The organism is Shewanella sp. NKUCC06_TVS (assembly GCF_019345515.1).
GTDB lineage: Bacteria > Pseudomonadota > Gammaproteobacteria > Enterobacterales > Shewanellaceae > Shewanella > Shewanella oncorhynchi.
In genome coordinates, this window is the sequence record NZ_JAHKQX010000009.1 from 51,806 (window position 1) to 64,216 (window position 12,411).

Genomic DNA, 12,411 nt, shown 5'->3' on the forward strand with positions numbered 1-12,411 from the left:
TTCTCTATCTTAAGTGACTAATGATGCGGCTAATTCTACTCGATTGCGCGCCGAACTCAACTCGACAATGAGCCAAGTTCAAGCACTATCTGCAGGAATTTCATGTTTCAAATACTGGGATTGTGACCGCGTTCCGAGTAGAATACCGCGCAACCCTACCTATAAGAATTGGCAGCTGGAGTAAGCAATGCTGAAAAAAGATATGAATATCGCAGATTATGATCCGGAACTGTTTAACGCAATTCAGAATGAAACTCTGCGTCAAGAAGAGCATATTGAGCTGATTGCTTCTGAAAACTACACCAGTCCACGCGTGATGGAAGCGCAAGGTTCACAGTTAACCAATAAGTACGCTGAAGGCTATCCAGGCAAGCGTTACTATGGTGGTTGTGAGTATGTGGACGTAGTTGAAACCTTAGCGATTGAACGTGCTAAACAACTGTTTGGCGCAACTTACGCTAACGTACAACCTCATTCAGGTTCACAGGCAAACAGCGCGGTTTACATGGCATTGTTAAAACCTGGCGATACCGTACTGGGCATGAACTTAGCTCATGGTGGTCACTTGACCCACGGTTCACCCGTTAACTTCTCTGGCAAACTGTACAACATCATTCCTTACGGTATCGACGAGTCTGGCAAAATTGACTACGAAGAGATGGAACGTATTGCCATAGAACACAAGCCTAAGATGATGATCGGCGGTTTCTCTGCCTATTCAGGTATCGTTGACTGGGCAAAAATGCGTGAAATCGCAGACAAAATCGGTGCTTATTTATTTGTCGATATGGCACACGTTGCCGGTCTTATTGCTGCGGGCGTTTATCCAAACCCAGTACCACACGCGCACGTTGTGACATCTACGACCCACAAAACCTTAGCCGGTCCCCGTGGTGGCGTGATCCTATCTGCTGCTGACGATGAAGACTTGTATAAGAAGTTGAACTCAGCGGTATTCCCAGGTGGTCAAGGTGGTCCATTGATGCACGTTATCGCCGGTAAAGCGGTGGCGTTCAAAGAAGCCCTAGAGCCAGAATTTAAAGTTTACCAACAGCAAGTGGTTAACAACGCTAAAGCTATGGTTGAAGTGTTCCTTGAGCGCGGTTACAAAATCGTCTCTGGCGGAACCAGCAACCACTTAATGCTAGTTGACCTGATTGGTCGTGACTTAACGGGTAAAGAAGCCGATGCCGCCTTAGGTAGCGCTAACATTACCGTGAACAAAAACTCAGTGCCAAACGATCCACGTTCACCCTTTGTGACCTCAGGTGTGCGTATCGGTACGCCAGCCATTACGCGCCGCGGCTTTAAAGAAGCGGAATCGAAAGAGCTGACTGGCTGGATTTGTGACATCCTTGATGATGCGAACAATCCTGCTGTGATTGAGCGTGTTAAGGGCCAAGTATTGGCACTGTGTGCACGTTTCCCTGTTTACGGCTAATTTGCCTATGCATCTACGTTTAGTAGATGAAGGGCCGAGATTGATCGCCGACTGACTTGATACTTGTCACATCAGGTACTTAGCATCAGGCACTTAACATTAAGTTGTTAAGCTCAGGTAGTTAACCTCAGCCCATAAATAGGATAAAATCCCATGGCCGCATCTCGCGGCCATTTTTATTGGTAAAATCTTAAGTTTAAATCCATGGCTTTTGACTGATATTTAACAGGTAAACCCATTAACGCTTTACGATCATTCACTGGCAGGAGGCTCAATGCATTGTCCATTTTGCAGCGCGACAGATACTAAAGTCATCGATTCTCGATTAGTGGCGGAAGGCCACCAAGTGCGCCGTCGCCGAGAATGCACCGAATGCCATGAACGATTTACCACCTTCGAAGGCGCCGAATTAGTCATGCCTAGGGTGATTAAGCGCGATGGTTCACGCCAACCCTTCGATGAAGAAAAACTCCAAGGTGGCATGTTACGCGCCGTTGAAAAACGCCCCGTATCTATGGATGAAATCGAGCAAGCACTCAGCAAAATCAAGTCCACTCTGCGCGCCACTGGCGAGCGGGAAGTGCCGTCAGAAATGGTAGGTAACTTAATGATGGAGCAATTGATGAGCCTAGATAAAGTCGCCTACATACGTTTCGCTTCCGTGTACCGTGCCTTTGAAGACGTGTCTGAATTTGGCGAAGCCATCGCCAAACTGCAAAAGTAGTCATTGAGTTTTGTCGCCGATAAGGCAGACGTGTACGAGCTATTGGCGTGAAAGCACAAATTTAAAAGACAGGTTTGTAAGACTGGTGAAAGCCGAAACCTTTAACAACAGGGTTGAACATGAGCTTGAACATAAGTTGGTCCGTACTCGATACCCAAATGATGAGCCGCGCGATTCAATTGGCGCGCAAAGGCTTTTACACCACGAGACCCAATCCCAGTGTGGGCTGCGTTATCGTAAAAGATAACCAAATCATCGGTGAAGGTTATCATCAAAAAGCAGGTGACCCCCACGCCGAAGTGCATGCGCTACGTATGGCTGGCGAACGCGCCCGTGGCGCAACCGCCTATGTCACCCTAGAGCCCTGCAGTCATTATGGCCGCACGCCGCCCTGCGCCTTGGCGCTGATCAATATTGGCGTTAAACGTGTAGTTGTGGCGGTGGAAGATCCTAATCCGCAAGTGGGTGGTCGTGGTATTCAAATGCTGCGCGACGCTGGTATTGAAGTGGATGTGGGATTACATCGCGATGAAGCCTATGCCTTGAATTTAGGTTTTATGAAGCGGATGGAATCAGGTTTACCCAGAGTTACTGTAAAATTAGCCGCGAGTCTCGATGGAAAAACTGCGCTGTCCAGCGGTGTGTCTAAATGGATAACCGGTCCAGAATCTCGCCGCGACGTGCAGCGATTACGTTTGCGTTCTTGTGCACTGGTCACGGGAATTGAAACCATACTGGCGGACGATCCCTCACTCAATGTGCGTTATCAGGAACTTAGCAGCTTAAAAGACAGTGTAACCGAGGCGCAATTACTACAGCCATTAAGAGTCATACTCGACAGTCGCGCCCGTTTGCCATTATCGGCCGCCTGCTTGGCTATCGTATCGCCGATACTCTTGGTCTCTACCGTGGCTTATCCCGCAGACTTTCAAGCACAATTGCCCTCCCATGTGAGTTGCCTCGTGTTACCTGCAATTGCAGGTCGCGTCTCATTGCCTGAACTATTAAGCTATTTAGGCCAAAGCTGTAATCACGTGCTGGTGGAAGCGGGTGCAACCTTAGCGGGCGCATTTTTAGCGCAGGGGCTTGCCGATGAGTTAGTGCTATACCAAGCGATGAAAATCCTCGGTGGGCATGGGCGTAATTTGCTGCAATTGCCCGATTATCAAACCATGGCACACATTCCTGCACTCACGTTGGTCGATGAGCGTAAATTAGGGCCAGATACCCGTTTAACCTTGAGTGTTAAGCTTGATACCTCTTTATCTAAATCGAATTGGAGCAAGATAACCGTTTAACCTTGAATCTTATGCCTTATTACTTCTTTATTTAATTAAGTGAGTTAACCATGTTTACTGGGATTATTGAAGCCGTTGGCACCCTGCGCAAACTGGAGCGTAAAGGCGATGATATTCGTCTTACCGTGGCGAGCGGCAAACTGGATTTAAACGATGTGCGTTTAGGCGACAGCATTGCCACTAACGGTGTGTGCTTAACGGTTGTGCAGCAATTAGCAGACGGTTATGTGGCTGATGTCTCTGCCGAAACCGTGAGTCTAACCGGCTTTGCTCACTACAAAGTGGGCACTAAGGTGAATCTTGAAAAGGCCGTCACCCCAACCACACGCTTAGGCGGGCATATGGTTAGCGGCCATGTCGACGGTATTGCAACGGTTGAGCAACGCTTAGTGCGTGGTCAAGCCATCGAGTTTTGGTTAGCCGCACCCGCAGAGCTTGGGCGTTATATTGCCCATAAAGGTTCCATCACCATTGATGGCGTGAGTCTGACGGTTAACGAAGTGGACGGCAGTCGATTCCGCTTGACCATAGTGCCGCATACCGCAGGTGAAACCACGTTAATCGACCTGCAAGCGGGCGATAAGGTGAATATCGAAGTGGATTTAATCGCCCGTTATCTTGAACGCTTGATGAATTATGATGGCAAAGACAGCAAGAGCGGTGGCGTCACCATGGAAATGTTAGCCCGTGCCGGCTTTGTGCGTTAGTGCACAGGAGCAGATTATTTAACTTAAGCTTATCGGCAGCTTAGGTTATTTAGGTATAGAATTTCATAATAACAGCAAAATCATAAGGTCCTACAATGGCGCTGCACAGTATAGAAGAGATCATCGAAGATATTCGTCAAGGCAAAATGGTTATTTTGATGGATGACGAAGACAGAGAAAACGAAGGTGATTTGATCATGGCGGCCGAAATGGTCACGCCAGAAGCGATTAACTTTATGGCGAAATATGGCCGTGGGCTCATTTGCCAGACCATGACTAAAGCCCGTTGCCAGCAGTTAAACCTGCCTTTAATGGTGACGAATAATAACGCCCAGTTCTCGACTAACTTTACGGTTTCTATTGAAGCGGCGGAAGGTGTGACTACTGGCATTTCGGCCCACGATCGCGCTGTAACGGTGAAAGCGGCTGTGGCTAAAGAGGCTAAAGCGTCTGATTTAGTGCAACCAGGGCACATCTTCCCGCTAATGGCACAGGACGGCGGCGTATTAACCCGCGCAGGCCACACTGAAGCTGGCTGTGATTTAGCCCGTCTTGCGGGACTTGAGCCATCGGGCGTTATCGTTGAGATTTTGAACGAAGACGGCACTATGGCCCGTCGCCCAGATTTGGAGGTTTTCTCCGAGTTGCATGGCATCAAAATCGGCACTATCGCGGCTTTAATCGAGTATCGCAACACCAAAGAAACCACGGTTGTGCGTGAAGCTAAATGCAAATTACCGACCCGTTTCGGTGAGTTCGACATGGTGACCTTCAGAGACACTATCGACAATCAACTGCACTTTGCCTTAGTCAAAGGTGAGGTGAAAGAAGATTGTTTGGTGCGCGTGCATTTGCAAAATACCTTCAACGATTTACTCCACTCAGAGCGCGATCAGCAACGCAGCTGGCCACTCGAAAAGGCGATGGAGCGTATTTCTGCAGAAGGTGGTGTATTGGTTTTACTCGGGAATCAAGAACATCCCTGTGAAATCCTCTCTAAGGTGAAAGCCTTTGAAGCTGAAGATCAAGGCCAAGCGCCTGCTTCTGCAAAATGGCAGGGGACGTCGCGCCGAGTGGGTGTTGGCTCGCAAATTCTCGCTAGCCTTGGCGTGACTAAGATGCGTCTGCTCAGCTCGCCTAAACGCTACCATTCACTTTCAGGCTTTGGCCTTGAAGTGACTGAGTATGTGGCGGACTGAAACCCAAAGTTACACTGAAGTAAAATTAACAATTTCTGATAATTTGCATAGGGCTCTGGGCAATTGGCTGTGATATCATGTCGCCACTTTTCGCCCCGAGCTGGGTGCTTTAGCTAAATTAGGTAAGATAATGAACGTAGTTCAAGGTAATATCGAAGCGAAAAATGCCAAAGTTGCGATTGTAATTTCGCGTTTCAACAGCTTTTTAGTTGAGAGCTTGCTTGAAGGTGCACTTGACACGCTGAAACGTTTTGGCCAAGTCAGCGACGACAATATCACTGTTGTCCGTGTACCAGGTGCGGTTGAGTTGCCGCTAGCTGCGCGTCGCGTAGCTGCCAGTGGTAAATTCGACGGTATTATCGCATTAGGTGCGGTGATCCGTGGTGGTACTCCTCATTTTGATTTTGTTGCAGGCGAATGTAATAAAGGTCTAGCTCAAGTTGCTTTAGAATTTGATCTGCCTGTTGCTTTCGGTGTTTTGACCACTGATACCATTGAACAAGCGATTGAACGTTCAGGTACCAAAGCTGGTAACAAAGGCGGCGAAGCTGCTTTAAGCCTGCTTGAAATGGTCAATGTTCTGCAAGAACTTGAACAACAGTTGTTATAGTAGGAAAAATAATGAAGCCTTCTGAGCGCCGCAAGGCCCGCCGTTTAGCCGTTCAAGCCATCTATTCATGGCAACTAAGCGGGAATAATATTGCCGATGTCGAGCATGAGTTTTTAACTGAACAAAGTCTCGACGGTGTTGATGTAGCTTATTTTCGTGAGCTATTTTCAGGCGTTGCAACGAAGAAAACCCAATTGGATGAGCTGATCATCCCGCATCTGGAACGCCCGATTGATGAAGTGTCTCCAGTAGAGAAAGCCATAGTTCGTTTAGCGACCTATGAGCTGACTTTCCGTAAAGATGTGCCATACAAGGTCGCGATTAACGAAGCGATTGAGTTGGCAAAAGCTTTCGGTGCGGACGAGAGTCATAAGTTTGTGAACGGACTGCTCGACAAACTGGTTGCACGCAAGTAATAAAGACAAACGGTATCTTAGGATACCGTTTTTCATTGCTAACAAAGGTGGCCGATGTAAGTCGTGCCAAACTGTACAGTGAAAGAATTCCAATTAATTGAATGTTATTTTAGCAACCGCGGCCCCACTCGCCGTGATGTGAAGCTTGGCATCGGTGACGATTGCGCTTTAGTGCAACCCGCAGAAAACAAGTCGATCGCTATCTCCTGTGACACCTTAGTCGAAAATGTCCATTTCTTCCCCGATATGCCTCCCGCTGCCTTAGGTTACAAAGCTTTAGCGGTAAATTTATCTGATCTGGCTGCCATGGGCGCTGAACCCGCGTGGATGACGCTTGCCTTAACGCTACCCGAAGTCGATGAGACTTGGCTAAGTGGCTTTAGTGAAGGTTTATTTGAAGCGGCCGATTACTATGGCATCGCCTTAATTGGCGGCGATACGACTCGTGGTCCACGGGCGATTAACATCACAGTGCACGGCCAAGTCCCACAGGGTAAGGCACTCACGCGTCATGGTGCTAAAGCCGGTGATTGGATTTATGTCACGGGCACGCTCGGAGATTCGGCCTTAGGTCTGGATATCATTCGCGGCGCGCAGCAGGCCAGAGCCGAGCATAAAGAATTCCTGATTAATCGCCATTATCGTCCAACACCAAGAGTCTTAGCGGGTCAAGCTTTGCGTTCGCTTGCCTCCAGTGCAATCGATCTTTCCGACGGGTTTATCTCGGATATCGGTCATGTGCTTAAGGCTTCGGCAGTCGGTGCTGTGGTGGACGTTAATTGCATCCCGCTTTCACGGGCGATGCAAGATACCGTCAGCGAGGAGCATGCCTTAGGTTATGCGCTTACGGGGGGCGAAGATTATGAACTGCTGTTCACCGTTCCTGAAGCGCAAAAAGGTGCGCTTGAGACAGCGTTGAGCCATGCAGGAGCAAAGTTTGTTCGCGTTGGACAAATTTGTGCGGGCAGTAAGCTCAAGTTACAACTCAATGGTGAGCCGTTTACGCCGCCGTATCACGGTTTCGAGCACTTTTAAGCGAAGAGCATGTTAATGAAATGGTTGTCAAAGGATCAGGTGCTAACGCGCCTGTCATTAAAAAATCCTGTCCACTTTTTGGCACTCGGTTTCGGTAGCGGGCTCGCCGCTAAAGCGCCTGGCACCTTCGGTACTTTGGCCGCAGTTCCCCTCTATTTATTGATGGCGCCATTACCGCTCACTTGGTATATCGGCTTAACCTTATTGAGCGCATTTGCGGGATTTTATATCTGCGGTAAAGCTGCTCAAGATATGGGGGTACACGATCACGGTGCGATTGTGTGGGATGAAGTGGTTGGTCTACTGATCACTATGATAGCGGCACCAGCAGGTTGGGGTTGGTTGTTAGTCGGCTTTGGTCTATTTCGCTTTTTCGACATCATCAAACCTTGGCCTATTCGATGGCTCGATGCCAAAGTTCATGGTGGCTTTGGCATTATGATTGACGATGTCTTAGCGGGCGTGTTTTCGTTTATTTGTCTGCAAGGGCTAGTCTGGTGTTTTAGCTAACATTATCGTTAACCTAACATGATAGTTAACCTAACATGATAGTTAACCCGACATGTTCGTTAGCATCTCCAACAACTAACCCTTAGTTTTTGATATAGCCCCTTAGCTTGTGATATAGAGTGTGTAGATTCAAGCGTTTAGCGACCTTATTCGTTATCTGATCCATGCTACTATTGCAGCAGTTCCCTTGCGTTCGCGAGGGTATTGCTGGTGATAGTATCGCCACCTAACAGTCTTGCAAGCTCTTGGATACGCTGCTCACGATCGAGCGATTTCATTGTGGTCTCAGTACTGCCTGCCTTATTAAATTTATCGACGAACATGTGTTGATGACCATTGCCCGCAACTTGCGGCAAGTGAGTCACGCACAGTACTTGGGTCGATTCCCCTAAGCTGCGTAACATGCGGCCCACCACTGCTGCGGTGGGGCCGGAAATCCCGACATCCACCTCATCGAAAATTAATGTCGGTGTGGCAACTTTCTTCGCGGTAATCACTTGGATCCCTAATCCTATGCGTGAAAGCTCACCGCCAGACGCGACTTTCGAAATCGGTTGCAAAGGTTGGCCAGGGTTAGTGGTTACCATAAATTCGATATTGTCACTGCCATTGGCTGACATTTGCTCGGGGTGGAAATTGACTTCGATCGTAAATTTACCCTTAGGCATATTCAGTTCGTGAATTGACTGAGTCACCAGTTTGTCGAGTTCTTTAGCATAGCGGGCACGGCTTTGGCTGAGCTTTTGCGCATTGCTAAGATAAGCGGCTCTACTTGCCTCGACTTGAAGCTGAATTGCTTCAAGTTTACTTTCATCACTGTCTAAGGTGCTTAGCTCAGCCTTTAATGCTAAATGATGCTCGGCCAGTTTATTCGGGCTAACATGATGCTTACGCGCCAGTTGCATGGCTTTTGATAGCCGTTCTTCTAAATAGGCAAAGTGGGTTGGATCGAGTTCAAGCTTACTCAAATAGTGCTGTAATTCGCCGGCACTTTCTTGCACTTGGATTAAGGCATCATTGAGCATAGTGTTGATATTGCTTAATGCGGGATCGTAGCTTTGCAGATCTTCGGCGAGGGAAACGACTCGGTTGAGTAGCGACTCTATATTGTTCTCTTCGCCCTCTGTGAGTATATCTAAGCTCGCCTGACAGGTATCAATCAACTCAGTGCCATTAGCCAGACGTTTGTGCTCTTGCTCAATCTCATCGAACTCATCAACTTTAAGATCAAACTCATCGAGTTCTTCTACTTGATATTGCACTAATTGCTTACGGGCAATACGTTCATGCTGGGAGGCTTCGAGTTGTTTTAAATCGGCCTCAATTTGCTTGCAGCGTTGAAAGCTAGCGGCAACCGTATCGATAAGCAATCTGTGGTTGGCATAACTGTCGAGCAGGGTGAGTTGATGTTCACTTTTTAACATTGCATGGTGCGCATGTTGACCGTGAATACCGATAAGCAACTGACCCAGTAATTTGAGTTGCGTCAGCGGCACTGGATTACCATTGATGTAGGCGCGTGAACGGCCATCGCTACCAATAGTCCGACGTAGAATGCACTCATCATCGAGTTCAAGATCGTTATCTTCTAACCAACGTTTTGCCAGTGGAATATCATCCAAGGAAAAGCGGGCGCTGACCTCGGTTTTATTGGCTCCGGGACGAACACTGCTGGCATCGGCGCGATTGCCTAGGCATAGGCCTAGCGCATCGATGGCAATCGATTTACCTGCACCGGTTTCACCTGTGATGCTGGTCATACCGGGGCGAAAATCCAGTTCTAAAAAACGGACGATAGCGAAGTTATTAATGCTGAGTTGGCAAAGCATAGTGAATTCCTGTCGAAAAACATACCAAACCACTGTATTGATAAACAGTATATACTGATTTTATATACAGTAAAGTGGCTTGGGTAAATAATCGGCATTATCGGTAGTAAATATTTTTAATTAACTGATTATGCATAGATTCTTACTAAGCTTTCTAAGATAGGCAAACTGAAGAAAGTGACTAAGGTACCAAATAGAATACCCTGAGCACTGGTAGAAGCCTGAGTGTTATAACGCTGGGCAAGTAAGTACACGCTAGCCGCGGTGGGCAGTGCGCTCAAGATCACGCCCATGATCAGGTAGTCACCACTTACTCCAAAACGGTTAAGCATAAAGTAGACGAGTGCAGGTTGGATAGCCAGCTTGAAGAGGTTGATAAGGCTCAGTTCGATAAAATTCTTGGGGCTAAATACGCTGCTATCTTTCTGGTAGCGCATCGCTTTGGCGAGTACCATGCCGATAGCAAATAGGGCGCAGGGGCTTGAGGTATTGCCTATTTGCTGGATCATTAGCGCCAGCCCTGACGGCAGTTTTATCTCTAGCGCCGAAATGCCGACGCCAATTAAGCTACCAATAACGATAGGGTTTTTACCGACCGCCATTGCCATTATGATTAAGGCGTGGTGTTGTCTTTGGGTGTTAGTGGCCAGTTCCATCGAGACTAAGGCGACGGCAAACATCAGCACGGATAATAAGCTGGCAATCGCGGCGGCGACTAAGGCACTCTGTTGGTGCGGAAAGAGGATGATGAGCAGTGGAATACCAATAAATGCCGTATTGCCAAAGGTGGCATTGAGGGCTCGAATGGCGGCAACCGCATGCTGTTTAGGGTTAGCGATCAGCGATAGCCCAAGGCAGACAAGATAAGTGATCACCATAGCTGTGCTGTAGCCCGCAATAAATCCCCATTGCAAAATCTCGCCAATCGGCTGCTGCGCGAGGGCGATAAGCATGATTGCAGGGAATGCAATATAGTAGACATATTGGTTTAGCACTTGGTCCGTATCGACGGGCAAGAGTTTTAGTTTTTGCACTAGTGTGCCGAGCAACATGATCCCGAAGACGGCAAACAGAGGGGTTAAAATGGTCATTTCCCTCACTCATCCTTACGATTAAATTTGAATAAACTCGCCCACCGTCATCATTTTACTGTTGCTATGATTCTTGGTGGCCAGAGTTACAGCACTTGCTTCTTTTTATGTCACTTTAGAGCCAGATTTAGCGCCAGCGCAGTAAAACTCGCCACAAAATAACATACCATTTCAATCTAAGGCTATTGCGCTATGGTCGTATAAGTGAATAATTCAAGGTTTAAAACACAATCACTTAGTGAATTTAGCGTATTAACGTCAATACCCAATATGTGAAATTAGGATATGCAATGAGTGATGATTTAGGCGCTGAACTACAACTTGTCTATCTTTTTGTGCATTTAGTCAATGCGGGCAGTTTTTCGCAGGCGGCGAAGGAGCTTGATATGCCCATTGCCACAGTGAGCCGCAAGTTAGCTAAGTTGGAAGAGAAGCTCGATAAACAGCTTTTTATGCGCAGCACCCGCAAGTTGCGACTGACAGAGGAAGGGCTGGCGCTCTTTCAACGTTACCAGAGCGTGGTTGCTCAATTCGATGAGCTGAGTGGGTTAGGCAGCGATAAACCCGAGGGTACCCTGCGCATCGCGGCGCCGATTTCGATTATTTCCATCGTGTTTATTCAAGCATTAAATGAATTTGGCCGCCTATATCCCGATATCCGTTTACACATTTCCCAGAGCAATGAGTTAGTCGATTTGATCGACAAAGGCATAGATGTGGCGATTGTTGGCGGGGCTCAGCCTGATTCTTCTTGGGTGTCGAGTACCTTAGGCGAGCTCGACTATTGCCTGTTTGCCACACCAGAATATTTGGCTCAGGCGCCTAAACTTGAGCATCCCGATGATCTTGAAGCCCATCAACTGATAAAAGTCTGGCCGCTGTTTAATTGGCATTTAAAGCATCCAAGCGGCGAGTCTTTTTATTTTAATGGCCCGACTAAGCTCACCCTCACGGACTTACACGGAGCGATTCAGGCTACTTTAGGCCATGGCGGGATCTTGTATGGTCCTGAACTATTTGTAAAACAGCAGATTAAAGAGGGGAAACTTAAAGTATTACTGCCGGAATGGATTGGCGAACAGAGGCGAATTTCGATTTTATATCATCAGCGCAGCCAGCAGCCGCTAAAGGTAAGAGTCTTTATTGAGTTTATGCAGTCAAAGGCGCCAGAGTTATTTTCTATGCGTTGATTTATTGAGGAGAACTGATTTTTAGCGTCTTTTAGGTTTTACCGTGTTTTTGCTCATGGTGTTTTGAGTTTGTTTTGCATCTTGCAGGCTGGAGCGTGTCGCGGGCAGTATGCCGAGTTCTAAGAAGTATCCCACTAAACGCCGCAGTTCGAATAAAGAACCGATACGCTGTTGATCTTTGATGGTCAGTTTCCAACTGTCGGTGCGTCCTTCGCTATTGGTTAAGATAAATCCTTGATAAACAATCTTTCTCATTGGAATAACTCAATCTTTATTGATGCTATTTATAGCAACTGGATATCTTTGACGGGATTCGTTGGTGAGGGTGTAAAACGATGATCCCTTTCTTATTCTGCATGGA

13 protein-coding genes are annotated in these 12,411 nt (G+C 47.5%); 10 read left to right on the forward strand and 3 right to left on the reverse strand.

The window, feature by feature from the left end; translation table 11 throughout:
• Nucleotides 1-187 precede the first annotated feature (187 nt).
• From glyA to KO531_RS11580, 9 genes are all read left to right on the forward strand, one after another.
• Nucleotides 188-1,441: a serine hydroxymethyltransferase gene (gene glyA, locus KO531_RS11540; RefSeq protein WP_011788583.1), complete on the forward strand. Its 1,254-nt coding sequence runs from the start codon at nt 188-190 to the stop codon at nt 1,439-1,441.
• 274 nt (nt 1,442-1,715) lie between these two features.
• Nucleotides 1,716-2,165 carry a transcriptional regulator NrdR gene (gene nrdR / locus KO531_RS11545; RefSeq protein ID WP_006082643.1) on the forward strand — a complete coding sequence of 150 codons (450 nt, stop codon included), beginning with the start codon at nt 1,716-1,718 and terminating at the stop codon, nt 2,163-2,165.
• A gap of 119 nt (nt 2,166-2,284) precedes the next feature.
• On the forward strand, nt 2,285-3,463 hold the full coding sequence (gene ribD / locus KO531_RS11550; protein WP_219251243.1) for a bifunctional diaminohydroxyphosphoribosylaminopyrimidine deaminase/5-amino-6-(5-phosphoribosylamino)uracil reductase RibD: 1,179 nt from the start codon (nt 2,285-2,287) through the stop codon (nt 3,461-3,463).
• 50 nt (nt 3,464-3,513) lie between these two features.
• Nucleotides 3,514-4,170, forward strand: coding sequence for a riboflavin synthase (locus KO531_RS11555; RefSeq protein WP_219251244.1), 657 nt, complete (start codon nt 3,514-3,516; stop codon nt 4,168-4,170).
• 95 nt (nt 4,171-4,265) lie between these two features.
• A complete protein-coding gene (gene ribBA, locus KO531_RS11560) occupies nt 4,266-5,369 on the forward strand; it encodes a bifunctional 3,4-dihydroxy-2-butanone-4-phosphate synthase/GTP cyclohydrolase II (RefSeq protein WP_219251245.1) in 1,104 nt (367 codons plus the stop codon).
• Nucleotides 5,370-5,499: 130 nt separating this feature from the next.
• The gene (gene ribE / locus KO531_RS11565; RefSeq protein WP_006082639.1) at nt 5,500-5,979 is read left to right on the forward strand and encodes a 6,7-dimethyl-8-ribityllumazine synthase; all 480 of its coding nucleotides are present in this window, start codon (nt 5,500-5,502) and stop codon (nt 5,977-5,979) included.
• A gap of 11 nt (nt 5,980-5,990) precedes the next feature.
• Nucleotides 5,991-6,395 carry a transcription antitermination factor NusB gene (gene nusB, locus KO531_RS11570; protein ID WP_006082638.1) on the forward strand — a complete coding sequence of 135 codons (405 nt, stop codon included), beginning with the start codon at nt 5,991-5,993 and terminating at the stop codon, nt 6,393-6,395.
• A 78-nt stretch (nt 6,396-6,473) separates the two neighbouring features.
• Entirely contained in the window at nt 6,474-7,430 is a 957-nt protein-coding gene (thiL, locus tag KO531_RS11575; protein WP_037392620.1) for a thiamine-phosphate kinase, read from the forward strand.
• Between the two features lie 15 nt (nt 7,431-7,445).
• Nucleotides 7,446-7,940, forward strand: coding sequence for a phosphatidylglycerophosphatase A (locus KO531_RS11580; RefSeq protein WP_219251246.1), 495 nt, complete (start codon nt 7,446-7,448; stop codon nt 7,938-7,940).
• 170 nt (nt 7,941-8,110) lie between these two features.
• Here KO531_RS11580 and recN read toward each other — a convergent pair whose 3' ends face one another.
• Complete coding sequence (gene recN, locus KO531_RS11585; protein WP_219251247.1) at nt 8,111-9,769, reverse strand: DNA repair protein RecN; 1,659 nt, start codon at nt 9,767-9,769, stop codon at nt 8,111-8,113.
• A gap of 128 nt (nt 9,770-9,897) precedes the next feature.
• On the reverse strand, nt 9,898-10,860 hold the full coding sequence (locus KO531_RS11590) for an AEC family transporter (RefSeq protein WP_219251248.1): 963 nt from the start codon (nt 10,858-10,860) through the stop codon (nt 9,898-9,900).
• A gap of 290 nt (nt 10,861-11,150) precedes the next feature.
• Here KO531_RS11590 and lldR point away from each other — a divergent pair, with 290 nt between their 5' ends.
• Nucleotides 11,151-12,050 carry a LysR family transcriptional regulator LldR gene (gene lldR / locus KO531_RS11595; protein WP_105251752.1) on the forward strand — a complete coding sequence of 300 codons (900 nt, stop codon included), beginning with the start codon at nt 11,151-11,153 and terminating at the stop codon, nt 12,048-12,050.
• A gap of 21 nt (nt 12,051-12,071) precedes the next feature.
• Here lldR and KO531_RS11600 read toward each other — a convergent pair whose 3' ends face one another.
• On the reverse strand, nt 12,072-12,305 hold the full coding sequence (locus tag KO531_RS11600) for a DUF3319 domain-containing protein (RefSeq protein WP_131523583.1): 234 nt from the start codon (nt 12,303-12,305) through the stop codon (nt 12,072-12,074).
• Between the last annotated feature and the right edge of the window lie 106 nt (nt 12,306-12,411).

Coding starts and splice junctions, on each gene's coding strand:
- glyA (WP_011788583.1), top strand. CDS start 188: ATGCTGAAAAAAGATATGAATATCGCAGATTATGATCCGGAACTGTTT.
- nrdR (WP_006082643.1), top strand. CDS start 1,716: ATGCATTGTCCATTTTGCAGCGCGACAGATACTAAAGTCATCGATTCT.
- ribD (WP_219251243.1), top strand. CDS start 2,285: ATGAGCTTGAACATAAGTTGGTCCGTACTCGATACCCAAATGATGAGC.
- KO531_RS11555 (WP_219251244.1), top strand. CDS start 3,514: ATGTTTACTGGGATTATTGAAGCCGTTGGCACCCTGCGCAAACTGGAG.
- ribBA (WP_219251245.1), top strand. CDS start 4,266: ATGGCGCTGCACAGTATAGAAGAGATCATCGAAGATATTCGTCAAGGC.
- ribE (WP_006082639.1), top strand. CDS start 5,500: ATGAACGTAGTTCAAGGTAATATCGAAGCGAAAAATGCCAAAGTTGCG.
- nusB (WP_006082638.1), top strand. CDS start 5,991: ATGAAGCCTTCTGAGCGCCGCAAGGCCCGCCGTTTAGCCGTTCAAGCC.
- KO531_RS11580 (WP_219251246.1), top strand. CDS start 7,446: ATGAAATGGTTGTCAAAGGATCAGGTGCTAACGCGCCTGTCATTAAAA.
- recN (WP_219251247.1), bottom strand. CDS start 9,769: ATGCTTTGCCAACTCAGCATTAATAACTTCGCTATCGTCCGTTTTTTA.
- KO531_RS11590 (WP_219251248.1), bottom strand. CDS start 10,860: ATGACCATTTTAACCCCTCTGTTTGCCGTCTTCGGGATCATGTTGCTC.
- lldR (WP_105251752.1), top strand. CDS start 11,151: ATGAGTGATGATTTAGGCGCTGAACTACAACTTGTCTATCTTTTTGTG.
- KO531_RS11600 (WP_131523583.1), bottom strand. CDS start 12,305: ATGAGAAAGATTGTTTATCAAGGATTTATCTTAACCAATAGCGAAGGA.